Source organism: Serratia inhibens (genome assembly GCF_003591175.1).
In the GTDB taxonomy this organism is placed as follows: Bacteria; Pseudomonadota; Gammaproteobacteria; order Enterobacterales; family Enterobacteriaceae; genus Serratia; species Serratia inhibens.
The window spans coordinates 245,957-267,087 of sequence record NZ_QYYG01000006.1 but is presented as its reverse complement, the minus strand read 5'-3'; the positions used below and the strand labels follow the sequence as shown (position 1 = coordinate 267,087).

The 21,131-nt window shown below is 55.4% G+C and carries 20 protein-coding genes; 6 read left to right on the top strand and 14 right to left on the bottom strand.

Features of this window, described 5'->3' with window-relative positions; all coding sequences use genetic code 11:
• The first annotated feature begins 91 nt into the window (after positions 1 to 91).
• The gene (locus D4100_RS18755; protein ID WP_244941682.1) at positions 92 to 2,584 is read left to right on the top strand and encodes a circularly permuted type 2 ATP-grasp protein; all 2,493 of its coding nucleotides are present in this window, start codon (positions 92 to 94) and stop codon (positions 2,582 to 2,584) included.
• On the top strand, positions 2,581 to 3,507 hold the full coding sequence (locus D4100_RS18750) for a transglutaminase family protein (protein ID WP_119804981.1): 927 nt from the start codon (positions 2,581 to 2,583) through the stop codon (positions 3,505 to 3,507). Before D4100_RS18755 ends, D4100_RS18750 begins: the two co-directional genes overlap by 4 nt.
• A gap of 37 nt (positions 3,508 to 3,544) precedes the next feature.
• Here the strand turns inward: D4100_RS18750 and ypfH are convergent, their stop codons facing one another.
• The 6 genes from ypfH to dapA form a co-directional block, all read right to left on the bottom strand.
• Positions 3,545 to 4,234 (bottom strand): esterase, encoded by a 690-nt coding sequence (ypfH, locus tag D4100_RS18745; protein ID WP_119804980.1) that lies wholly within the window; start codon positions 4,232 to 4,234, stop codon positions 3,545 to 3,547.
• Between the two features lie 111 nt (positions 4,235 to 4,345).
• The gene (locus D4100_RS18740) at positions 4,346 to 6,346 is read right to left on the bottom strand and encodes a GNAT family N-acetyltransferase (protein ID WP_244941681.1); all 2,001 of its coding nucleotides are present in this window, start codon (positions 6,344 to 6,346) and stop codon (positions 4,346 to 4,348) included.
• Between the two features lie 63 nt (positions 6,347 to 6,409).
• Positions 6,410 to 7,276 (bottom strand): KPN_02809 family neutral zinc metallopeptidase, encoded by an 867-nt coding sequence (ypfJ, locus tag D4100_RS18735; protein ID WP_006316869.1) that lies wholly within the window; start codon positions 7,274 to 7,276, stop codon positions 6,410 to 6,412.
• 170 nt (positions 7,277 to 7,446) lie between these two features.
• The gene (purC, locus tag D4100_RS18730; RefSeq protein WP_004951825.1) at positions 7,447 to 8,160 is read right to left on the bottom strand and encodes a phosphoribosylaminoimidazolesuccinocarboxamide synthase; all 714 of its coding nucleotides are present in this window, start codon (positions 8,158 to 8,160) and stop codon (positions 7,447 to 7,449) included.
• A gap of 256 nt (positions 8,161 to 8,416) precedes the next feature.
• Complete coding sequence (gene bamC, locus D4100_RS18725) at positions 8,417 to 9,469, bottom strand: outer membrane protein assembly factor BamC (RefSeq protein WP_006316873.1); 1,053 nt, start codon at positions 9,467 to 9,469, stop codon at positions 8,417 to 8,419.
• 16 nt (positions 9,470 to 9,485) lie between these two features.
• On the bottom strand, positions 9,486 to 10,367 hold the full coding sequence (dapA, locus tag D4100_RS18720) for a 4-hydroxy-tetrahydrodipicolinate synthase (RefSeq protein WP_006316875.1): 882 nt from the start codon (positions 10,365 to 10,367) through the stop codon (positions 9,486 to 9,488).
• A gap of 110 nt (positions 10,368 to 10,477) precedes the next feature.
• Here dapA and D4100_RS18715 point away from each other — a divergent pair, with 110 nt between their 5' ends.
• Both D4100_RS18715 and bcp read left to right on the top strand, forming a co-directional pair.
• Positions 10,478 to 11,083, top strand: coding sequence for a glycine cleavage system transcriptional repressor (locus D4100_RS18715; RefSeq protein WP_199685709.1), 606 nt, complete (start codon positions 10,478 to 10,480; stop codon positions 11,081 to 11,083).
• A 2-nt stretch (positions 11,084 to 11,085) separates the two neighbouring features.
• Positions 11,086 to 11,550, top strand: coding sequence for a thioredoxin-dependent thiol peroxidase (gene bcp / locus D4100_RS18710; RefSeq protein WP_006316879.1), 465 nt, complete (start codon positions 11,086 to 11,088; stop codon positions 11,548 to 11,550).
• A 48-nt stretch (positions 11,551 to 11,598) separates the two neighbouring features.
• Here the strand turns inward: bcp and D4100_RS18705 are convergent, their stop codons facing one another.
• A complete protein-coding gene (locus D4100_RS18705; protein ID WP_006316880.1) occupies positions 11,599 to 12,669 on the bottom strand; it encodes an AI-2E family transporter in 1,071 nt (356 codons plus the stop codon).
• 606 nt (positions 12,670 to 13,275) lie between these two features.
• Here D4100_RS18705 and D4100_RS18700 point away from each other — a divergent pair.
• Complete coding sequence (locus D4100_RS18700) at positions 13,276 to 14,193, top strand: bestrophin family protein (RefSeq protein WP_119804978.1); 918 nt, start codon at positions 13,276 to 13,278, stop codon at positions 14,191 to 14,193.
• A gap of 62 nt (positions 14,194 to 14,255) precedes the next feature.
• On the opposite strand, the gene moaE is transcribed toward D4100_RS18700, so the two are convergent.
• From moaE to D4100_RS18665, 7 genes are all read right to left on the bottom strand, one after another.
• Positions 14,256 to 14,705: a molybdopterin synthase catalytic subunit MoaE gene (moaE, locus tag D4100_RS18695; RefSeq protein WP_119804977.1), complete on the bottom strand. Its 450-nt coding sequence runs from the start codon at positions 14,703 to 14,705 to the stop codon at positions 14,256 to 14,258.
• A gap of 1 nt (position 14,706) precedes the next feature.
• Positions 14,707 to 14,952, bottom strand: a complete 246-nt coding sequence (gene moaD / locus D4100_RS18690; protein WP_119804976.1) for a molybdopterin synthase sulfur carrier subunit — start codon at positions 14,950 to 14,952, stop codon at positions 14,707 to 14,709.
• Positions 14,945 to 15,430: a cyclic pyranopterin monophosphate synthase MoaC gene (gene moaC, locus D4100_RS18685; protein ID WP_119804975.1), complete on the bottom strand. Its 486-nt coding sequence runs from the start codon at positions 15,428 to 15,430 to the stop codon at positions 14,945 to 14,947. The genes moaD and moaC overlap by 8 nt, the downstream gene beginning before the upstream one ends.
• Positions 15,431 to 15,574: 144 nt before the next feature.
• Positions 15,575 to 16,561, bottom strand: coding sequence for a GTP 3',8-cyclase MoaA (moaA, locus tag D4100_RS18680; protein WP_119804974.1), 987 nt, complete (start codon positions 16,559 to 16,561; stop codon positions 15,575 to 15,577).
• Between the two features lie 161 nt (positions 16,562 to 16,722).
• Positions 16,723 to 16,869, bottom strand: a complete 147-nt coding sequence (locus D4100_RS18675) for a DUF2474 domain-containing protein (protein ID WP_119804973.1) — start codon at positions 16,867 to 16,869, stop codon at positions 16,723 to 16,725.
• 28 nt (positions 16,870 to 16,897) lie between these two features.
• Positions 16,898 to 17,908, bottom strand: coding sequence for a cytochrome d ubiquinol oxidase subunit II (cydB, locus tag D4100_RS18670; RefSeq protein ID WP_119804972.1), 1,011 nt, complete (start codon positions 17,906 to 17,908; stop codon positions 16,898 to 16,900).
• A 1-nt stretch (position 17,909) separates the two neighbouring features.
• On the bottom strand, positions 17,910 to 19,319 hold the full coding sequence (locus D4100_RS18665; RefSeq protein ID WP_119804971.1) for a cytochrome ubiquinol oxidase subunit I: 1,410 nt from the start codon (positions 19,317 to 19,319) through the stop codon (positions 17,910 to 17,912).
• Between the two features lie 626 nt (positions 19,320 to 19,945).
• Here D4100_RS18665 and D4100_RS18660 point away from each other — a divergent pair.
• Positions 19,946 to 20,911 carry a Dyp-type peroxidase gene (locus D4100_RS18660; RefSeq protein WP_119804970.1) on the top strand — a complete coding sequence of 322 codons (966 nt, stop codon included), beginning with the start codon at positions 19,946 to 19,948 and terminating at the stop codon, positions 20,909 to 20,911.
• The last annotated feature ends 220 nt before the right edge of the window (positions 20,912 to 21,131 follow it).

Sequence of the window (21,131 nt, the reverse complement as noted above, 5' to 3'; positions counted from 1 at the left end):
GAGGGCGCAAGTCGGTACCAGGAAGGTGCCGGCCTGCGCCGCAAGGGAGCTGCCGTCGCAGGACCTCATGGAAAACGGGAACGCAAAGCCTATGCCGCAATCACTTTTTGCCCGCTATCGCCACTCGCAAGCGCACTATGACGAGCTGTTCGCCGGCGAGGCTATTTTTCGCCCGCACTGGCAACGTTTTGCCGCCGAGCTGGCCGCCTATCCGGACGAACAGCTGCAAAGCCGCCTCAACCACGTGGCGCGTCAGATTTTTGAAAACGGCGTCACCTATAACGTCTACGCCGATCCGCAAGGGGTTAAACGCCCCTGGGAACTGGATCTGCTGCCGCAGATTATCCCCCACGACGAATGGCAGCAGATAGAATCCGGCATTGCCCAGCGTGCGGAACTGATGAACCGCATCCTGGCCGACGTGTACGGTGAGCAGACCCTGCTGCGCGACGGCCTGCTGCCGCCTGCACTGGTGCATGGGCATGCCGGTTTTCTGCGCCCGGCGCACGGAATCCGCTGCCCGGGCAACGTTTATCTGCATCTGTACGCCGTCGATCTGGCCCGTTCCGCCGATGGCCGCTGGTGGGCGCTGGCAGATCGTGCCCAGGCCCCTTCCGGCGCCGGCTACGCGCTGGAAAACCGCACGGTGATTTCCCGCGCCTTCCCGGAACAGTTCAGGGATCTGAAGGTGCAGCGGCTGAATACCTTTTTCCGCACGCTGCAACAGAGCCTGCGCCACTGGGCACCGTTCGCCGCCGGTGATGGCGAAGCCCCGCACATCGTGGTGTTGACCCCCGGCCCTTACAATGAAACCTATTTCGAGCATGCCTATCTGGCGCGGCATCTGGGGTTCCCGCTGGTGGAAGGCCAGGATCTGATGGTTTCCCAGGGGCGCGTCTGGCTGAAAACCCTGGACGGCCTGCAACGCGTGCATGTGATTTTACGGCGGCAGGATGATGATTTCTGCGATCCGCTGGAGGCGCGCCCCGACTCTTCGCTGGGCATTCCGGGGTTGATCCAGGCGGCACGAGAAGGTCAGGTGCTGATCGCCAATGCGCTCGGTTCCAGCCTGATTGAAACCGGTGCGCTGTACGGCTTTCTGCCAAACCTCAGCCAGCAGATCCTCGGGCAGCCGCTGCTGTTGCCTTCCGTCGCTTCCTGGTGGTGCGGTGAAAACCCCGCGCGGGAAACGGTGCTGGAAAACCTGCCTAACCTGATTATCAAAGGCGCTTTCCCGCAGTTGCGCATCAGGACCTGCATCGCCGGCGATCTGAGTGCCACCGAGCTGGCTCAGCTAAAGGAACGCATCCGCGCGCGCCCTTACAACTATGTCGCCCAGGAGCTGATCGGCCTGTCGCAGGCGCCGGGCCTGTCCCCGCGCCCGCCCTACCAGTTACAAAACCATACCACCTGCCTGCGAGTCTTTGCCGTCGCCACCCCAGACGGCTACCGGGTGATGCCCGGCGGCTTGACCCGCATCTCCGGCCCCAACAGCCGCCAGATCGTGACCATGCAGCAGGGCGGCGGCAGCAAGGATACCTGGGTGCTGGCACCGCCCTCCGCACCACCGCCGCGGCCCGGCGTGCTGGCGCAAGAGTTGCCGCCGACCGGCCACACGCTGTCGACGCGGGTGATTGAAAACTTGTTCTGGCTGGGCCGCTATACCGAACGCTGCGACAACATCGCTCGCCTGCTGCGCACCACCCTCACCCTGCGGCTCGACGAAGATGAAGGCAGCGAACAGCAGCATAAAGCCGTGATGCAGCTTTGCCTCCACTACGGTCTGTTGCCGAACGACGAAGAGTCTCCGCTTGAAGAACTGCCGCCGCAACAGTTGAACACTTTGCTGTTGGAAGCGCTGTTCAATCCGGAAATTCCACAGGGGTTTGCCGGCACCTTGCAGCAACTGCTGCGTATCGGTTTTCAACTGCGTGAGCGGCTTTCGCTGGACAACTGGCATATCCTCAACCGACTGGCCAAGGATCTGGAACAGCGCCATCAGGCCCAGCGCTGGAACCTGGCGGAGGCGCTGGCGTTTCTCGATCAGGCGATCGGGCATATGATGGCGCTCTCCGGTTTTGCGCTGGACGGCATGACGCGTGACATGGGCTGGCGCTTCCTCAGTATTGGCCGGCGGCTGGAACGCCTGCAGCAAGTGACCTATATGCTGACGCTGGTGCTGGACGATGACCAAGTGCGCGACGCCGGGCTGGAGTGGTGGTTGGAGTTGTGCGACAGCACCATCACCTACCGCTCCAGTTATCCGCAGCGGCCGGATCTGGCCACGGCCCTGCCGCTGTTGTTGACCAGCCCGGAGAACCCGCGCTCGGTGATGTTCCTGCTGAAGGGGCTGGTGGAATACCTGAAAAAACTGACCGACCAGTTCGGGCCTTTTACCGAACAGGCCATTTTCGATCTGCCGGAGAAAATTGCCGACCTGGGTCATGCCGGGTTTGCCGGAGGCCCGCAACCCTTGTCAGAATCGGTGTCGCAGTTGCAACTGGCGCTGGACCGGCTGTCCGATCAGATTAGCCTGCGCTTCTTCAATCATGGCCCCCACTACAGTACGGGAAACGACGAATGAGCCAGAGCCAAACTCAAACTGCCGGCCAATCCCTTGTGCCCACCGGCGGATGCCGCTATAGCGTCAGCCACGTGACCGAATACCAATACAGCCTGCCGGTGCCGCATTCGCGCCAGTTGCTGCGGCTGTCGCCGCGCAATCTGGCCTGGCAACAGTGCCACGCTTCGCGGATCCAGGTGGATCCACAGCCCGAGGAGTGGTTCGAACTGGATGATTTTTATGGCAACCACCTGGTGCAATTCGCCCTGCGAACGCCGCATACCCGACTGAGCGTGCGGGTGGATTCGCAGGTGCTGGTCTTGCCGCACGCCGCACAGTGGGTGGCGGAAAACAGCCTGTCTTGGGAGCGGGTACGCCAACAGTTGGCCAACGGGGGAACCGAAGTGCTGGACCCCATTCAATACCTGTTTCCTTCCACTTTTATTCCCATCGATAACGCACTGAGCCACTACGCCCTGCCGAGCTTTACCCCTGAGCGGCCGCTGCTGTCGGCGTTGCTGGATTTTACCGGGCGCATTTTCAACGACTTTACCTTTGATCCGACGGCCACCACCATCGCCACGCCGGTAGAAACCCTGTTGCAGGAGAAGAAAGGGGTTTGTCAGGACTTTGCTCACCTGCAAATTGCCTGCCTGCGTTCGCTGGGGTTGGCGGCACGCTATGTCAGCGGCTATATCCTCACGCAGCCGCCGCCGGGGGAGGAGCGAATGATTGGCGCGGATGCTTCTCACGCCTGGGTGTCGGTGTATTGTCCGCCCTATGGCTGGGTAGATATCGATCCGACCAACAATGTGTTGGCCGATACCCAGCACATTACCGTGGCCTGGGGCCGCGATTTCGGTGATGTCAGCCCGATGCACGGCATTATTTTTGGCGGGGGCGCTCACCGGTTGGACGTTAAGGTTACGGTGATGCCGCAATGACAGCGGGCGCAGCATAGCCGCGCCCGTCAGGGGAATATTATCGAAAGGCGATCAAATCGCCGCGTTTGCCAAACAGCGCTTCATCCCAGTAGCGCTGAGGTACGTAGTAGTGCAACCGCTCAAGGGCATTATTCATCATGCCTTGATTGATGCCGTGCCCGACGCCCTGCTCCACGTCCAGCGTGAAATCCACGCCGACGGCCTGCAACCGTTCCGCCGCCGCTTTGGCGTGCTGCACCGTGATCACCGCATCTTCTTCGCCGTGGATCAAATGCACGACGCTTTCGCCGAAAGCTTGCTCCGGCAGGCTGGCAAAGCGCCCGCTGAAGGCCACCACGCGGCCGGCCAGTTTAGCTTCCGCTTTCAAGGCTTCCAGCGCCATGATCGATCCCTGAGAAAAACCGACCAATGCGGTACCGGCGTAACCGACGCCGCTCTGCTGTTGCCAGTAGCGCACGGTTTCGACGAACTGCGGCATCACCTGTGCAATGCGCTCGGCGCGGTTCTCTTCGGTCACGCCCTGCACCGAGAACCATTGACGACCGTTGCCGTTATCGAAAGCCGCCGGGCCGCCGATACTGACGACCTGCGCCTGCGGGAAATCTTTGGCGAAGTAGCTTCCGATCTCGCCCATTGCCACCGGGTTATCGCCGACACCGTGAAACAGCAAGATCAGCTGCACCGCCGGTGTTGCCGGGCTTTGGACAACGAAATGCTCATGTTTCATGGTGACTCCTCGTCTTCATCGGATATCGCCCGGGGGTGCCGGGCCGTTGGCGTCTACTATACGCCGCCGAGAAATCAGGAAAATCGGGTTTTATTGAACAACATTGTCGATTTATTGCAATGACTGCGCCCAGTTGCGCCAACGCAGGCAGTGCTGCGCATCCAACTGTTCGAGCGCCTGCGCCGCCTCCAGCCGCCAGTGCCGCAGCAAGGCTTTTTGGCCGCTAAGGCCAAACTGCGTCACGCAGTCTGCCGTCGTCCTTTGCTGTTGCAGATGCCCGCGCAGCGCGGGTAGCGGCAGACCGCTTGCCAACAACAAACGTTGCAGCGCACCCAGGCTGGCCTCCAGCGGCCGATGGGCGAAGGAAAACCCGGCCAGTTCACGCCAGTCGTCTTCACTAAGCTGCGTATCGCCGTCATCGCCGGTGATCTCCAGTTGCAGATCGACCCGTTGCTGCAACCAGCGCCAATCGCGCGCCAGGTGCTTATGCGCCGCATACCGCAGCGCTTCCCCCTGTTCGCTCAACGCCAGGATGGCCATTGCGGTATAGCAGCCGCTGCTGGCCTCCGTCTTGCTGCCGATACGCACCAGTTCAAAACCGCAGGATTGCCAAAAGCGCCACAGCGGTTCGGTGTAGCCAAAACTGACCGAAAGGAAATCCAGCCCCTGTGCCTGTTGGCGTTGTTGCGCGATCAGGCTGCGGGCAATGCCCTGTTGGCGCAAGGCGGGCAGTACCGCAATGCGGGTAATACGGCGCGAACGCAGCGTCGGTGCCCACCACTGGCCACCATGCGCCGCCAGCGACTGAGCCACCAGGTTGCCGCGCGGCCGCCGTCGCCCCGCCCAGACCTCATGCGCCAGTTCGGCGCTCAGCCCCCCTTCATCCACCAGCCACAGCGCGCCAACCACTTCTTCTTCCACCTGCGCCACGCCAAAGTGCATGCCGGGCGCATCCATCAGCCGCCGTAAATCGAGTGGCGAGGTGCGGTAATGGGCGCTGCTCAGCAGAGCGTAGAAACGCGCCAATCCTTGGGGATCGGCGCACAGCGCGCTCTGTTCGACCAGGCAGAAACGAGCGGCCTGATCGGTCGCCCGCCATTCCGGTTGTTCGTTGAACAACAGAGCATTATCTATCACCCGCTCCAGCGCATCGCCTTCAGCCCAGCGCATGGGTTGCCGCAATCCTAACGGCCGGAACGAAGGTAAACCGGCGCAGAACTTCAGCAAAAACCCCCGGCCGGTACCTTCATAACCCTGCACGGTGGTAGTCAGCAATACACGAGGGAAATAACTGACCAATTGTTGCAACAGTGGGCCAGGAATAGCCGCCGCTTCATCCACCAGCAACCAGCCCAGATTACTGACGTCATGTTCGCGGCAATGGGCAAGCAGCGCGTCCGGTGCCCAGAACTGCGCTCGCCCCTGCGCCCATTCGCCGGCGACTTCGGTGGCGGCACGGCTCGGTCCGGTAATCCAGCAGGTTAGCGACGTGTTCGCCACCAGCATACCTGCCAGCGTCGACTTGCCGCGGCCACGTGCCGCGGTCAGCACCCAGACACCCGCCGAGGCATTCAGCAGTTGTTCCAGCAGCCTTTGTTGTTCGGCAGTGGGGTGGCCATCGGGCGCCTGCCAAGGCGGGCGCTCCGGCAACGCCGCCAACTCAAGCGTCTCGCCCTGTCGCCAGAGCGTGACTTCGATGTCCGCCGCCAGGTGGCGTTGCAGATGATGGATAAAATGCGGGGTGGTGATCGGTTGAGGGCAATCGCTCCAGCGCAGGCTGTCGGCGTCCGGCTGCTGATGCCACTGGCGCCAGGATGGCGTCAGTAACAACAGCCAACTGCCGGCGCGCAGCGTACCCGCCAGCGCCGCCAGGGCTTCAACATCCAGGGCCGTTGTCGCGTCAAACACCGCATGCAGCCGCTCTTGCCCCAGCAGAGTTCGCACCGCACCGCTCGCCAAAGCTTGCAGGCCGGCCGGCGGGTTTTCCCCCACCCACGGCCAGTCGCCCGCCAGGCTTGCAGCCAGCTGCTGCGCCTGTTGGCGGCACCATTGCGGTTCGCCGCTGAGCACCATCAAGCGCCTGATGCCCTGCTGTTGCATAAGTTGTTGCATTGCCTGTAACAAGGCTGTGTTCCTGCCTAAAAAAATGCCGGAGTCAGGCTCCGGCACGGTATGTTAACGGGATGCGAAGGTGTTGCAGGTGTTAGGATCGCCGCTGTCGAAGCCCTGTTTAAACCAGGTGTAACGCTGTTGCGAGGTACCGTGGGTGAAGCTGTCCGGCACTACGCGCCCCTGGCCCTGCTGCTGCAAACGGTCGTCGCCGATCGCCTGCGCGGCGTTCAATGCCGCCTGCAAGTCACCCTCTTCCAGCATCTGCTGTTTCTCGGCATATTTGCCCCAAACGCCGGCAAAGCAGTCCGCCTGCAGTTCCATTTTAACCGACAGGCGGTTCACTTCAGCCTGGCTGGCGCCCTGTTGCATCTGACGCACTTTAGGTTCAATGCCCAGCAGATTCTGCACGTGGTGGCCGACTTCGTGCGCCACTACATAGGCCTGCGCAAAGTCACCACCGGCGCCCAGTTTGGTTTTCATATCCTGGTAGAACGACAGATCGATATACACCGTTTTGTCGCCCGGGCAATAGAACGGCCCCATCGCCGACTGACCGGTACCGCAGTTGGTGCGAGTCACGCCGCGATACATCACCAGCTTGGGCGGTTGATAGGTTTTGCCCATACGCTGGAAAACTTCTTTCCAGTTATCTTCGGTAGAAGCCAGCACCACCGAGGTAAATTTGGCCAACTCATCGTCTTTTGGACTGATGCTGGCACTCTGTTGTTGAGTTTGCGGACTCACGTCACCGCCGTTCAACAGCGGTGAGAGATCGATGCCGTAATAGCCGGCCACCAGCACCACCACCAGAATGACGATGCCGCCTTTGCCGCCGACTGGCGCGCGAAAACCCCCGCCGCCACCCAGACCTGAAGACTGCCCGCGACGATCCTCAACATTGTCACTTTCCCGACGCCCTTGCCAACGCATAAGTAAACTCCAGATTAGGTTTTTAATAATCGTAGGAAACTAGCCCACTGATTGCCATTATAAATGGTTAACGATGCGGGAAATGTAGAATTTTTCTGGAAATGCAGGCGAAAGAGAAAATGAATGACGGGGCGCTCCGGCTGGATGGCCCCGTTATTGCGGCAGAGCGTTTAGTCCAGCTTCACGCCGATGCGGCGCGCCACTTCTTCGTAGGCCTCGATCAGGCCACCCAGGCTTTGACGGAAACGGTCTTTGTCCATCTTGTCCAGGGTGTTTTTGTCCCACAGGCGGCTGCCGTCCGGCGAGAACTCATCGCCCAGCACCACTTCGCCGTTGAACAGACCGAATTCCAGCTTGAAGTCGACCAGGATCAGGCCCGCGTCGTCAAACAGCTTGCTCAGTACGTCGTTCGCCTTGTAGCTCAGCTCACGCATGCGCGCCAGATGCTCTTTGTTCACCCAGCCGAAGGTTTCGCAATAGGATTCGTTGACCATCGGATCGTGCATCGCATCGTTTTTCAGGAACAGGTCGAACAGCGGCGGGTTCAGCACCAGACCTTCTTCAATGCCCAAACGCTTCACCAGCGAACCGGCGGCGCGGTTGCGGATCACGCATTCGACCGGCACCATATCGAGCTTCTTCACCAGCACTTCGTTGTCTGACAGCAGGCGTTCCATTTGCGTCGGGATGCCGGCTTCTTCCAGTTTGCTCATGATGAAATGGTTGAACTTGTTGTTCACCATGCCTTTGCGATCAAACTGCTCAATGCGCTGACCATCCAGTGCTGACGTATCGTTGCGGAACTCTAACACCAGCAGATCGGGGTTTTCGGTGGTGTAGACGGTTTTTGCCTTTCCGCGATACAACTCAGCTATTTTTTGCATCTTATTACTCCAATAAAAGAATACCCTTCATCTTTCAAACGACAGCGTTGTTGGCTGCGTGCCCTCACTCCAGTCACTTACTCAAGTAAGCTCCTGAAGATTCACGCACTTGCCGCCTGGCTGTCGCTTGAAATCTATTGGGTATAAAATTTATACAACGAATTCTTTAACAACACACATGGGCATATTGTGCCAAACCTGGAACGCAAACGATACCGTGCAGACAAAACAAAAAGGGGCCGCAGCCCCTTTTTAGTTATTTAACGCTGGTTTTACTGAACGCAGCCTGGAATGCCGCAACCAACCCGTCGTTTTGCGACTGGGTCAACGGTTTCCCTTTCGGATCGATAAATTGCAGGCTGGTGCGGTTGTTCAAATCACCCACCTGCAGTTTGTAATCACCTTCGGTCAGTTCAGGATCCTTGGCGCCCAATGCATCCCAGTCGCTACCGCTCAGGGATTTGTAGGTCACGGCGACGGTGCCCTGCGGACGGCTGCGGTCACCCACTTTCATCCCCAGTTTTTCCAACGCCGCAGGCAGGCGATCCCACACTACGGTGTACGGACCACGCACGACCAACATCGGCAAGCCGGTGTCATCCGCGCCGCTCTGCACGTCCAGTGCGCCGAAGCGGTTGGCCGTTTGGCTGCTCGCCAGGTTGTCCTGCTTGTCCAGCCCCTCAACGATAGTGTTCATCATCATGCCGTTGTAACGCTGCACTTCAGAAGGGTCGGTAATCTGCTCGGTTTTGCCCTGCTGCTGCAAACCGACGGTTTTCACCACCAGCGCCTGCTGGTAGCCCTGCTGCTGCACGCTGATCTGGTAGCGGCCTTCGTACTGGTTGTCTTCATCCAGACGATTCCACTTAACCCAATCGGTAGTCAGGGTCTGGCCGGCATCCTGACGTGAGGCAATGGCGATATTTTTCGTCTGCAACATGCTGACGACGCGTGACCACAGGTTCTGGTTCTGCGGGCTGTTTTCCAGCAGCAGCGTACCGCTGTCACCGGCATATTGCGCACGTGAACCGCTCAGCAACGCCAACGGCTGCACCGGCGGACGAATATCCAGTTGCTTGCCAACGCCGCCTTTCAGCGTGGTTGCCGGAACATCATAATTCCCGCTCTGCACCGGCAGGATCATACCGGCCGGCGCGTTCAACGGTTTGAGCTCCGACGCGTTGAGATAAGACTCATCGCCGCTGACCTGGCGTTTGTAACGTTGATCGGTGGTACAGGCGGCCAACATCATAACCAGCGAAATACCCACGACTTTTGCTACCGTCGACTTTTGCAATGAATAAACCATCAAATTTCCCTTAGAGTTACAGCAAACCGGCGCTTTTCAACGCACGCTCAACGATCGGGCGAGCAGCGTCGGTCAACGGCGTCATAGGCAGACGCATCGTATCGGTTGCCATCAATCCCAATGCCTTACAGGCCCATTTCACCGGAATTGGGTTTGCTTCTACAAACAAATCCTGATGCAACGGCATCAAGCGCTGATTCAAGCGGCGTGCTTCAGCAAAGTTGCCCTGTGCCGCCAGCGTGCAAAGCTGCGCCATTTCACGCGCCGCCACGTTGGCCGTCACGGAAATCACCCCTTTGCCGCCCAGTTGCATGAAATCCAGACCGCTGGCGTCATCGCCGCTCAGCAAAATGAAATCTTCATCATCAACCAGCACTTGGATCTGACTTACACGACTTAAGTTCCCTGTTGCCTCTTTAACGGCAACAATATTCTTGATTTTTGCTAAACGCGCAATCACCGGCGGCAGCATGTCACAACCGGTGCGTGAAGGCACGTTATAGAGGATCTGCGGCAGCGCGGTGCTTTCGGCAATCGCCTTGAAGTGCTGGTACAGCCCTTCCTGGGTCGGCTTATTGTAGTAAGGCGTTACCGTCAGGCAACCCACTACGCCGGTATTTTCGAAGCTTTTGGTCAGCGAAATGGCTTCGGCGGTGGCGTTGGAGCCCGTGCCGGCGATCACCGGAATGCGGCCTGCGGCCAGCTCCAGCGTCTGCAATACCACTTCAACGTGCTCGTCATGGGCAAGCGTTGCGGACTCGCCGGTCGTCCCTACGGAAACAATGGCCGAGGTCCCACTGGCTACATGATAATCAATCAGTTTTTTTAGGCTCGCACGATCGACAGCACCTTTGTCGTCCATCGGCGTAACCAGTGCAACAATACTTCCCGTAAACATTGGCCGTCCCCTCCACAAACAAGTCACTCATGGTACTTTTGCTGCCTATCCAAAAGCAAGCGAACAACAGCGTTGTAAGCGCTTGGCAGGCGGTTTTTTTTATGTTTACCATGGTAACCCCATTGAGCACGACAGGAAGATCCATTTTGCCTAAGCCAGATGAACACTATCTCGTGATTACCGCGCTCGGCGCCGACCGCCCCGGAATCGTTAATGCCATCACCCGCCACGTCAGCAGTTGCGGATGCAATATCGAAGATAGCCGTCTGGCCATGCTGGGTGAGGAGTTCACTTTCATCATGCTGCTTTCCGGCAGTTGGAACGCGATTACCCTGATTGAATCCACTCTGCCGCAAAAAGGTGCGGAGCTGGAGTTGCTGATTGTGATGAAACGCACCAACTCGCATGAAAGGCCCCCGATGCCGGCCACGGTGTGGGTTCAGGTTGAGGTGAAAGACTCCCCGCACATCATTGAGCGCTTCACCGATCTGTTCGACTCCAGCCAGATGAACATTGCCGAGCTGGTGTCCAGAACCCAACCGGCGGAAGGTCACCTGCCGCCGCAGCTTTACATTCAGATCACCGCGCACAGCCCCGGCGACGCGGATGCATCAAATATCGAGCAAGCCTTTCATCGCCTATGTACAGAATTGAACGCACAAGGCAGTATTAGCGTTGTTAACTATCCACAGCATGATGAGAAAGATGGAGAGTAGTGATGAGCCCATTGAAAGCCGGTGACACAGCGCCGAAATTTAGTTTGCCTGACCAGGACGGTGAGGAAATTAATTTGGCCGACTTCCAGGGACAGCGAGTGCTTGTTTATTTTTATCCCAAAGCGATGACGCCGGGTTGTACCGTTCAGGCCTGTGGCCTGCGGGATAACATGGATGATTTGAAAAAAGCGGGTGTCGAAGTGCTGGGTATCAGCACGGATAAACCAGAGAAGCTGTCGCGTTTTGCCGAGAAAGAATTGTTAAACTTCACGCTGTTATCTGATGAGGATCATCAGGTGGCGCAGCAGTTCGGCGTTTGGGGTGAAAAAACCTTCATGGGGAAAACCTATGACGGTATTCACCGCATCAGCTTCCTGATTGATACCAAAGGTAAAGTCGAGAAAGTGTTCGATGATTTCAAAACCACCAATCATCACGACATCGTTCTGAGTTACCTGCAGCAATAATTCTCGCGAAGCGCAGCGGCACCGCCTGCTGCGCTTCGTCATTCCCGCTTAATCTTGTTCCGTTTCCACCCGCAGTTCGTCCGGCCAGGCGTGTATCACCGCCTTCACCAGCGTGGCTAATGGGATAGCAAAGAACACCCCCCAAAAACCCCACAGCCCGCCAAAGATGATCACCGACAAGATAATCACCAGCGGGTGCAAATTGACCGCCTCGGAGAACAGGATTGGCACCAACAGGTTGCCGTCCAGCGCCTGCACCACCAGATAGGCGACAATCAGCGTCCAGAAATCGGCCCCGACGCCCCACTGGAACATCGCCACCACCACCACCGGAATGGTCACCAACACCGCGCCTATATAGGGGATCAGTACCGAGAAACCGACCAGCACCGCCAGCAACAGCGAATAGCGCATATCCAAAATAACGAACACCAGATAGGTCGCCACGCCGACGATCACCATCTCCAGCACCTTGCCGCGGATATAATTGGTGATCTGCTGGTTCATCTCGATCCACACCTGCCCTGCCAACCCGCGATTGCGCGGCAACACGCGGCGCACCGCGTTGAGCATTTGCTCTTTGTCCTTCAACAGGAAGAACATCATCATCGGCACCAGAATCAGGTAAATCGCCAACGTCAGCAGCCCGACCAGTGAAGCCAGCGAGAATTTCACCACCGACTCCCCCATGCCCGACAGCCGACCGCGCAGGTTCTCCGCCATCATATCGATGATGCCGGCATCGACCAGCGCCGGATAACGCTTCGGCAGCGTCGCCGCGAAGTTATAGAACTGATTGAGCATCCCCGGCAGATCGGTCATCAGGTTGATACCCTGCTGCCAGGCGGTCGGCGCCACCACAAACACCAGCAGCATCGCGATGCCGGCGAACATGATCATCACCATGCTCGCCGCCCAATTGCGCGAACAACCGATACGCTGCAGCCGTGCGGTCGGCCACTCAAGCAGGTACGCCAGCACGATGGCCACCAGCAGTGGCGTCAGAATGCCGTGCAGAAAATAGAGAATAAGGAACCCGGCGACCAGAATCACCAGCAGCGCGATAGCCTGCGGATCGGTAAAGCGTCGGCGGTACCATTGTAATAACATCTCCAACATCAGAGAGTGCTCCCAGAGGTTTGACTTGCAGGCATTGCGGTTCCTGGAGTGGATCTTTTTATGAAATGAACGGGGTACAGGTTTGGGCACACCGACACTCAAAATCACTGAACGAGCCCGCTATGCTTCAACACCTGACTGATTGGATTTTCCGCCCAGGAAACATCCAACTCACAACATGCTCCATAAGAATACCAGAGCCCAGGGCAAGCGTATCCTTAAAAAACCAGGCCGAATCTCAATCCGCGCATCCCGGCAATGCGCATGGCATTCCGTTGGGAGCAAATAATATTTGCTCTCATTTGGCCTCCGCGTCTCGGCCATTAAACGAAAACCGGGCGTGCAAACGGTGGGTTGCTCAATAAGTCTTATTTATCTTCACATCACAAGCCTAATTATTTTTCTGACGTATTGATTATTGAATAAATAAATCAGATAATTTAATCACTGACTCATAAAGTCTGATTAGCATCGCCATATGTCATACATTAAAAATTCACCTGCCGACGATAAATCTCATACATTGTTACATATTATCGGCCATGATAACTAATCATCACTAAAAAGATCACAGCCAAAAGCAAACTACCAGGGAGTAGTAAACCCATGATTATTCGCCCAAACCAGCACTGGTTTCTTCGCCTGTTTGATTGGCACGGTTCGGTACTGTCAAAAATCACCTTTCGTCTGTTTTTAAATATCCTCATGTCTATTGTCGCCATCATTATTTATCAGTGGTATGAACAACTTGGCATACATCTCACCATTGCCCCCTTTAGTCTTCTGGGGATCGCCATCGCTATTTTTCTGGGTTTTCGCAACAGTGCCAGCTATAGCCGTTTTGTTGAAGCGAGAATGTTATGGGGAACCTTGCTGATAGCGGAACGCACATTATTAAGACAATTAAAAAACCGGCTCCCAGAAGATAAAAAATCTCATGATGAAATAGCAAAATATCTTATTGCGTTTAGCTGGAGCTTGAAGCATCAATTAAGAAACACCGATCCCACTGATGATTTATATCGCATTTTACCGAGAGAGGCATTCTCGGAGGTCATCGCCAGCCCAATGCCCACGAACAGAGTCTTGTTGTTATTGGGTAATGAAATCGGCAAGTTGCGCCTGGAGGGTAAATTAAGCGATGTCACCTATAGAATGCTCGATAATAAACTGGATGAACTGGCACATGTTCTCGGCGGTTGCGAAAGAATAGCCAATACGCCAGTGCCTTTCGCCTACACGCTGATCCTGCAACGCACCGTTTATTTATTCTGTAGCTTGCTGCCGTTTGCGCTGGTTTCTGATTTGCATTATATGACGCCGTTCGTTTCCGTCTTTATTTCCTATACCTTTTTATCCTGGGACTCACTGGCCGAAGAGTTGGAAGATCCTTTTGGTACCAGCGCCAATGATCTGCCATTGAATGCCATCTGCAATACCATCGAACGGAATCTGATGGAAATGAACAATCAAAAACCTCTGCCTGCCCCGCTCAAACCCGACCGTTATTTCAATCTGATCTGACGCTACTCTTCGGCACGGTGCCAACCGTGCCGAAACCTGATGGGAATAAAATATTCAGATAACTACCAGCGTTCAACTGCCGCACAATCTTTTTCCCTTGCGGCAACCCATCGTTCCCCCTGCGGCGTTGATTCCCTTTTCCAGAATGGCGCTTTGGTTTTCAAATAATCCATAATAAATTCGGCGGCAAGAAAGGCGTCGGTTCTATGAGCGCTGCTGACGCCGACCAAAACGATGCCATCTCCAGCCTGCATCTCGCCGATGCGGTGAAACACGACCACCCGCCCCAGCGGCCAACGGAGGCGGGCTTCATCAACAATCTGCGCCAACAACTTTTCGGTCATGCCGGGATAATGTTCCAACGTCAGGGAACTGACATCGCTGCCCAGGTTATTATTTCGTACTTTACCGACGAAAGTGACCACGGCACCCTCGGTCTCAGAGGCTGTTAACCATTGATGTTCCCGCGCGATATCAAAATTCCCGGTATCGACGACAATTTTGTTTTGCATCTCAGCCCCCGGTTACCGGCGGATAAAAGGCCACTTCATCACCGGCATTCAAGGGGTGATCGAAAGGCACCAGCGTTTGGTTTACCGCTGCCAAAAGTTTATCGCCCTCCAGCGCCAGCGCCCAACGGTGGCCTTTTAACAACAGTGCCTGGCGTAATTTCTCCACCGTGGCGTAGTCGGCAGGGAGTTGCAAATGGTGGCAACCGATCAGCTCACGCACCTGAGCAAAGAATAAAACCTCAATCATGATCCACCGCCGTGTAATCGGAGGATTTACCTCCTCGCTTTGCCAGTAAACGCACATTGCCGATGACGATGTCTTTTTGCACGGCTTTGCACATGTCATAAATGGTCAGCGCCGCAACCGACGCGGCGGTCAGGGCTTCCATCTCGACGCCGGTTTTACCGTTTAAACGGCACAGCGCCTGAATAACCACCCTATTGTTTTGCTCATCGGCGCGCAGCGTGACTTCAACTTTATTCAGCATTAACGGATGGCACAGCGGGATAAGTTCCCAGGTCCGCTTTGCCGCCTGAATACCGGCAATACGGGCGGTAGCGAAAACATCGCCTTTATGGTGTTTGCCTTCAACGATCATTTTTAACGTTGTCGGGTTCATCGACACCGCAGCTTCGGCAACGGCTTCACGCTGCGTCTCGGGTTTGGCGGAGACATCCACCATATGGGCCTCGCCCATCGTATTGATATGTGTGAAATACGCCATGATTACACTTTCTTTAAATAAGGAACGAATTGACAAGGAGCGGAGGGTGCACGCGGATGGCGGCAAGCCCCGGCTGCCGACACTGCCCGGTTTGAAAGGACCAATTCAGCCGAAGTTTTGGTCATGGTCTTTCTCCAGTAACATTTACCCCCCGATAAACGACAGGTTTTGCGTGATGCCGGTATTTCCCTGATGCAGGAAATGCGTTTGTTTTTTCTGCAATAAACTGTGTGCAATACGCTCCTGCAATTCTTGCTGGCTGCTGTCGGACTGCAACAGGTCGCGCAAGACAATGCCGCCGTCACCAAACAGGCACAGATGCAACTTCCCCGTTGCCGAGACTCGCAGCCGGTTACAACTAGCGCAGAAGTTCTTTTCGTACGGCATTATCAGGCCGATTTCCCCCAGGTAATCAGGGTGAAAAAACACCTGAGCCGGGCCTGCGCTACGCTCTTGATCCCGGCGCTGCCACCCCATGGCGACCAGGCGTTCACGGATCACCTCGCCCGAAACATGATGTTGGCGGAACAAATCTCGCCCTTCTCCCGTTTCCATCAGTTCGATAAAACGCAGCTGAATCGGGCGGTGCTTAATCCAGTCAAGGAACGTCTGCAGGCTATGATGATTGATCCCGCGCATCAAAACGGTATTGACCTTGACCTTGTCAAAACCCGCCGTAAAGGCAGCGTCAATTCCGTCCATAACCTGCCTGAACTTGTCCTGGCCGGTAATGGCGTGAAACTGGTTGGCATCCAGGCTGTCCACACTGACGTTAATGGACGTCAGCCCCGCAGCCCGCCAACGCGCCACATCACGCGCCATGCGGTAGCCATTGGTGGTCATGGCAATATTGCTGATTTCCGGATTTTGTCTGACGGTTTCAATGATCTCGACAAAATCTCTGCGCAGTGACGGTTCGCCGCCGGTCAGACGGATCTTTTCCGTGCCGCAGGCGGCAAAAGCCCGCGTAACCCGCCGAATTTCATCCAACGTCAGAAAGCTTTTGTTATTGCCCCCAGTGGGACGATACCCATCAGGCAAACAATAGCTGCAACGGAAGTTACACACATCCGTAATGGAGAGCCGCAAATAATAAAACTTACGTTCCCAGGGGTCGGTAAATGTCGACATCTGCAATACCTCCCAAATGAGCAGTAACCAGAAATCACCAGGCACTGATTACTGAAGTGTCAGAGCGGAAAATAATGGCGTTGCTGTTGATTGCCCCAAGGCCGACTGAAAAGCAAAGCCAGGCTATCTACTATTAAGCCATAACCTGGCTGCCTGATTTTTCAGTGAGACTTCATGCCGGCTGCGACCATCAGCAGTTTAAATACCGATGCAACTACGCCGAGGGCCAGCACGCTTGCGGCCCAAATAGCCATCATCCACATCAAGCGCCGCCACAAGGCTGGGTGGCTGTCTATCACAGGTTTCATGATGTTCGTCTCCTGGTTAGGTTATCGATCAATGGTAACCTTCATCCGGTTTGATTTTTCCGCGGAACACGTAATAGCTCCAGCAGGTGTAAGCCAGAATGACCGGAATAATCAGCAACCCGCCGACCAGCATAAAGCCCTGGCTCTGAGGCGGTGATGCCGCCTGCCAGATGGAGATCGACGGTGGGATGATATTCGGCCAAATGCTGATCCCCAGACCGCTGAAACCAAGGAACATCAAACCCAGGGTCATCAGGAACGGACCATAGCTGGCCCGGCGGTTATACGCCGCCCGCACAATGCCCCAGGCAAAGGCCAGAACCAACAGCGGTACCGGCAGGAACAAGAAGATATTCGGCGTAGTGAACCAGCGCGCGGCAATATCCTGGTGCGCTAACGGCGTCCAGATGCTGATGACGGCAATGGCTGCCAACAGCGCCAGCGTCAAGGGGATCGCCAACTCGGACATCTTGCGGTGCAGGGCCCCTTCCGTTTTCATGATCAGCCAGGTACAACCCAATAACGCATAGGCGACCACCAGGCCGAGGCCGCAGAACAGCGGGAACGGCGCCAGCCAGCTCAGTGCCGAACCGCTGTAGACGCGGCCTGTGACCTCGAAGCCATTCAATATTGCCCCGACGGCAACCCCCTGGCTGAAGGTCGCCAGGATCGAGCCAACAATAAACGCTTTGTCCCAAAATGGACGATGATCCGGCGTGGCCTTGAACCGGAATTCAAACGCCACGCCACGAAAGATCAGGCCAATCAGCATCGCAGTCAGCGGAATGGATAACGCATCGGTGATAACGGCATAAGCCAGCGGGAAAGCGCCATACAGCGCCGCACCGCCCAACACCAGCCAGGTTTCGTTGCCGTCCCAGACCGGTGCCACGGTATTGACCATCATGTCGCGTTCGGTGGCGTCCTTATTGAACGGAAACAGGATACCAATCCCGAGATCGAAGCCATCCATCACGATGTACATCAAGGTGGCGAATACGATGATGGTGAACCAAATAATTGAAAGATCGATGCCCATGTTAGTTTCTCCCTTCCGGCTTGTTCAAAGGATCCTGAACCGCAGACAGCGGACGAGCCGGCGTGCCGTCGACAACGGCGCCATGCGTATCGTCGCTCCCCGGGCCTTTCTTGATCAGACGCATCAAGTACATATAGCCAACGCCGAACACCGAGCAATACACCGCGATAAAGGCCAGCAGGCTGAAGGTCATATGCATATCACCGTGCGCGGAAACGGCGTCGCGGGTCCGTTGCACCCCATAGACCACCCAGGGTTGACGGCCAATTTCAGTGGTGAACCACCCGGCCAACAGCGCAATCAGGCCTGAAGGCCCCATTAGCAACGCGAACCACAAAAAAGGACGCGACTGATACAAACGGCCTCTCCAACGCAGCCATGCGCTGACAACGCCAAGCAGAATCATCAGCATGCCCAAACCGGCCATCACGCGGAACGACCAAAAGATGATGGTGGAATTCGGGCGATCTTCCTTAGGAAAGCTTTTCAACGCCGGTACCTGCTTGTCGAGACTGTGCGTCAGGATCAGGCTGCCCAGATAAGGGATTTCCAGCTTGTAGCGGGTTTTTTCCTGTTCCATATCCGGCACACCGATCAGCACCAGCGGCGTGGCTTCACCCGGCCTGTTTTCCCAATGGCCTTCAATGGCGGCAATTTTCGCCGGTTGATACTCCAGGGTATTCAAGCCATGAGCGTCACCGATAACCGCTTGAATCGGGGCGACAAACAGCGCCATCCAGAGCGCCATGGAGAACATTTTGCGCACCGCCGGCGAATCATTGCCCCGCAGCAGGTGCCACGCAGCCGATGCCCCGACAAAGAAGGCGCTGGCCAGGAAAGCGGCGGTAGACATGTGCAATAAACGGTAGGGGAATGACGGGTTAAAGACAATTTTCAGCCAGTCGACCGGGACCACAATGCCGTTTTCGATCGCATAGCCTTGCGGCGTGTGCATCCAGCTGTTCGAGGCCAGGATCCAAAAGGTCGAGATGAGCGTACCCAGCGCGACCATGCAGGTTGCGAAGAAATGCAGCCCACGCCCTACCCGGTTCCAGCCAAACAGCATAACCCCGAGGAAACCGGCTTCCAGGAAGAAAGCGGTAAGCACTTCATAGGTCAATAACGGCCCGGTAATGCTACCGGCGAACTGCGAAAAACCGCTCCAGTTGGTGCCAAACTGGTAAGCCATTACCAGACCTGACACTACCCCCATTCCAAAATTGACCGCAAATATCTTCGACCAAAAATGATAAAGCTCACGGTAGGTGTCATTACGTGTTTTCAGCCACAAACCTTCCAGCACAGCCAGAAAACTCGCGAGCCCGATGGTAATAGCCGGAAAAATAATATGGAAAGAGACAGTAAAGGCAAACTGTATCCTCGCTAAATGGAAGGCATCTAATCCCAACATTGTTCACCCCTGTGTATCACCATTTTGATAAGTTTATAAACCATGAGTTATATTGCTATTCCAGGTCACTGCCCGTCATCCATTAAAAAGCGGGCCAAACCCTTTACATGAGCCACGCAAAAAATGAGGAAAACCTCATACCGTACTTTGTTTTTTTATCCCGGTAATTTTTAGCTTTCTTTTCCTGGCCGTGTTTTTATCGAAACAGGCCTGCGGGTGCCCCAAGCATTGGTTTATGGGCACAAACATGGGCATAATCAGGAAAATTAATTATCCTCGATACGCTTTAACCGATACAGATGATTTTGTTTTAAGTTTTAACGGCATATCTTCTCAACTTACCGCCGCCCTTTTTCCAGCGAATAATCAGTTGGTTTTTCTCAGTCTCCTCCGCCTTGTGAAGTAATTTTACCTGCCAATAACATTTCGTCAAATTGGTTAATTTTATTGCGCAATAGATACAATCTATCACGCACCTTGTTAAGTTTTGATATGCTATTTAGAAAGGTTGTATCAACATTGACAACGCAAAGTAAAAAAGGTAGCTCTATATTTAATGCGTTTTACATCAGTTATTGTTGCTTTTTAAATATCATATTTAACCTTTACTGGATGGTAGACGACTTATGAGCACGTATTATGATGATTCACAGGCAGTTTTTAGCCCTGTTACGCGCAGTGCCATCTTCATTGTCGCGACAATAACAAATACGCCGGAACACCACGCCACCGTACGCAACTGGTGTGCCGACGTGGCGGCAGTAGTGCGTTCGGTAGCAAAAAGAGCGCCAGATGGGCGGCTGTCATGCGTCTGCGGATTCGGTTCCACTGCCTGGAATACGCTTTTCGGCCTTCCGCGCCCGGCGCAATTGCATCCTTTTCGTGAAATAGGATCCGGTGGCCGCGTGGCCATCGCTACGCCCGGTGACATCCTTTTACATATTCGTGCCGAAGAGATGGATCTGTGTTTTGAGCTGGCCACCCAGTTGCTGAACAAGCTCGGCGATGCCGTCACCGTCGTGGATGAAGTCCAGGGTTTCCGTTATTTCGATCAACGCGCCATGATCGGCTTTGTCGACGGCACCGAAAACCCTGAAGGCCGCGGAGCCATCGACTTCACCGTGGTGGGTGAGGAAGACCGTACCTTTGCCGGCGGCAGTTACGCATTGGTGCAGAAGTATCTGCATGATATGAAAGGCTGGAATGCGCTGACCGTTGAACAGCAAGAGGGAATTATCGGCCGCCATAAACAATCCAATATTGAGCTGGATGCCGACGTAAAACCTTCCTCATCCCACAGCTCACTCACCACACTGGAAGATGAGAACGGTAACGAAGTAAAGATCCTGCGCGATAACATGCCGTTTGGCAGACCCGGCATGGGCGAATTCGGTACCTACTTTATCGGCTATGCCCGGTCCCCGGCGCCGATAGAACAAATGCTTGAAAACATGATTATTGGCCTTCCACCGGGTAATTATGATCGTTTGCTCGACTTCAGCCATGCCGTTACCGGCGGTTTATTCTTTATTCCATCACTGACATTATTAGAAGAGTTGTCGACGCGCAGTGTGCCGCCCAATGGTCATTGACGTAACGACTGGCGAAAACATCATTCAAGGATAATTAAAGAGTAACGCATCCAGCATTTTACTGAAAAATGCTGAATGCACTTCATTTCGTCAACCGGCATTGCGACAACAATGCTTTAACTCACCACCACCAATAAGGAGCCGGCATTAAATTCGTTAACACCATTATTTAATCCGAAAACATTAAATAACAGACATTTCTAAAACGCCTGTTTTATTG

Coding starts and splice junctions, on each gene's coding strand:
- D4100_RS18755 (WP_244941682.1), top strand. CDS start 92: ATGCCGCAATCACTTTTTGCCCGCTATCGCCACTCGCAAGCGCACTAT.
- D4100_RS18750 (WP_119804981.1), top strand. CDS start 2,581: ATGAGCCAGAGCCAAACTCAAACTGCCGGCCAATCCCTTGTGCCCACC.
- ypfH (WP_119804980.1), bottom strand. CDS start 4,234: ATGAAACATGAGCATTTCGTTGTCCAAAGCCCGGCAACACCGGCGGTG.
- D4100_RS18740 (WP_244941681.1), bottom strand. CDS start 6,346: ATGCAACAACTTATGCAACAGCAGGGCATCAGGCGCTTGATGGTGCTC.
- ypfJ (WP_006316869.1), bottom strand. CDS start 7,276: ATGCGTTGGCAAGGGCGTCGGGAAAGTGACAATGTTGAGGATCGTCGC.
- purC (WP_004951825.1), bottom strand. CDS start 8,160: ATGCAAAAAATAGCTGAGTTGTATCGCGGAAAGGCAAAAACCGTCTAC.
- bamC (WP_006316873.1), bottom strand. CDS start 9,469: ATGGTTTATTCATTGCAAAAGTCGACGGTAGCAAAAGTCGTGGGTATT.
- dapA (WP_006316875.1), bottom strand. CDS start 10,367: ATGTTTACGGGAAGTATTGTTGCACTGGTTACGCCGATGGACGACAAA.
- D4100_RS18715 (WP_199685709.1), top strand. CDS start 10,478: ATGGTAACCCCATTGAGCACGACAGGAAGATCCATTTTGCCTAAGCCA.
- bcp (WP_006316879.1), top strand. CDS start 11,086: ATGAGCCCATTGAAAGCCGGTGACACAGCGCCGAAATTTAGTTTGCCT.
- D4100_RS18705 (WP_006316880.1), bottom strand. CDS start 12,669: ATGTTGGAGATGTTATTACAATGGTACCGCCGACGCTTTACCGATCCG.
- D4100_RS18700 (WP_119804978.1), top strand. CDS start 13,276: ATGATTATTCGCCCAAACCAGCACTGGTTTCTTCGCCTGTTTGATTGG.
- moaE (WP_119804977.1), bottom strand. CDS start 14,705: ATGCAAAACAAAATTGTCGTCGATACCGGGAATTTTGATATCGCGCGG.
- moaD (WP_119804976.1), bottom strand. CDS start 14,952: ATGATTGAGGTTTTATTCTTTGCTCAGGTGCGTGAGCTGATCGGTTGC.
- moaC (WP_119804975.1), bottom strand. CDS start 15,430: ATGGCGTATTTCACACATATCAATACGATGGGCGAGGCCCATATGGTG.
- moaA (WP_119804974.1), bottom strand. CDS start 16,561: ATGTCGACATTTACCGACCCCTGGGAACGTAAGTTTTATTATTTGCGG.
- D4100_RS18675 (WP_119804973.1), bottom strand. CDS start 16,869: ATGAAACCTGTGATAGACAGCCACCCAGCCTTGTGGCGGCGCTTGATG.
- cydB (WP_119804972.1), bottom strand. CDS start 17,908: ATGGGCATCGATCTTTCAATTATTTGGTTCACCATCATCGTATTCGCC.
- D4100_RS18665 (WP_119804971.1), bottom strand. CDS start 19,319: ATGTTGGGATTAGATGCCTTCCATTTAGCGAGGATACAGTTTGCCTTT.
- D4100_RS18660 (WP_119804970.1), top strand. CDS start 19,946: ATGAGCACGTATTATGATGATTCACAGGCAGTTTTTAGCCCTGTTACG.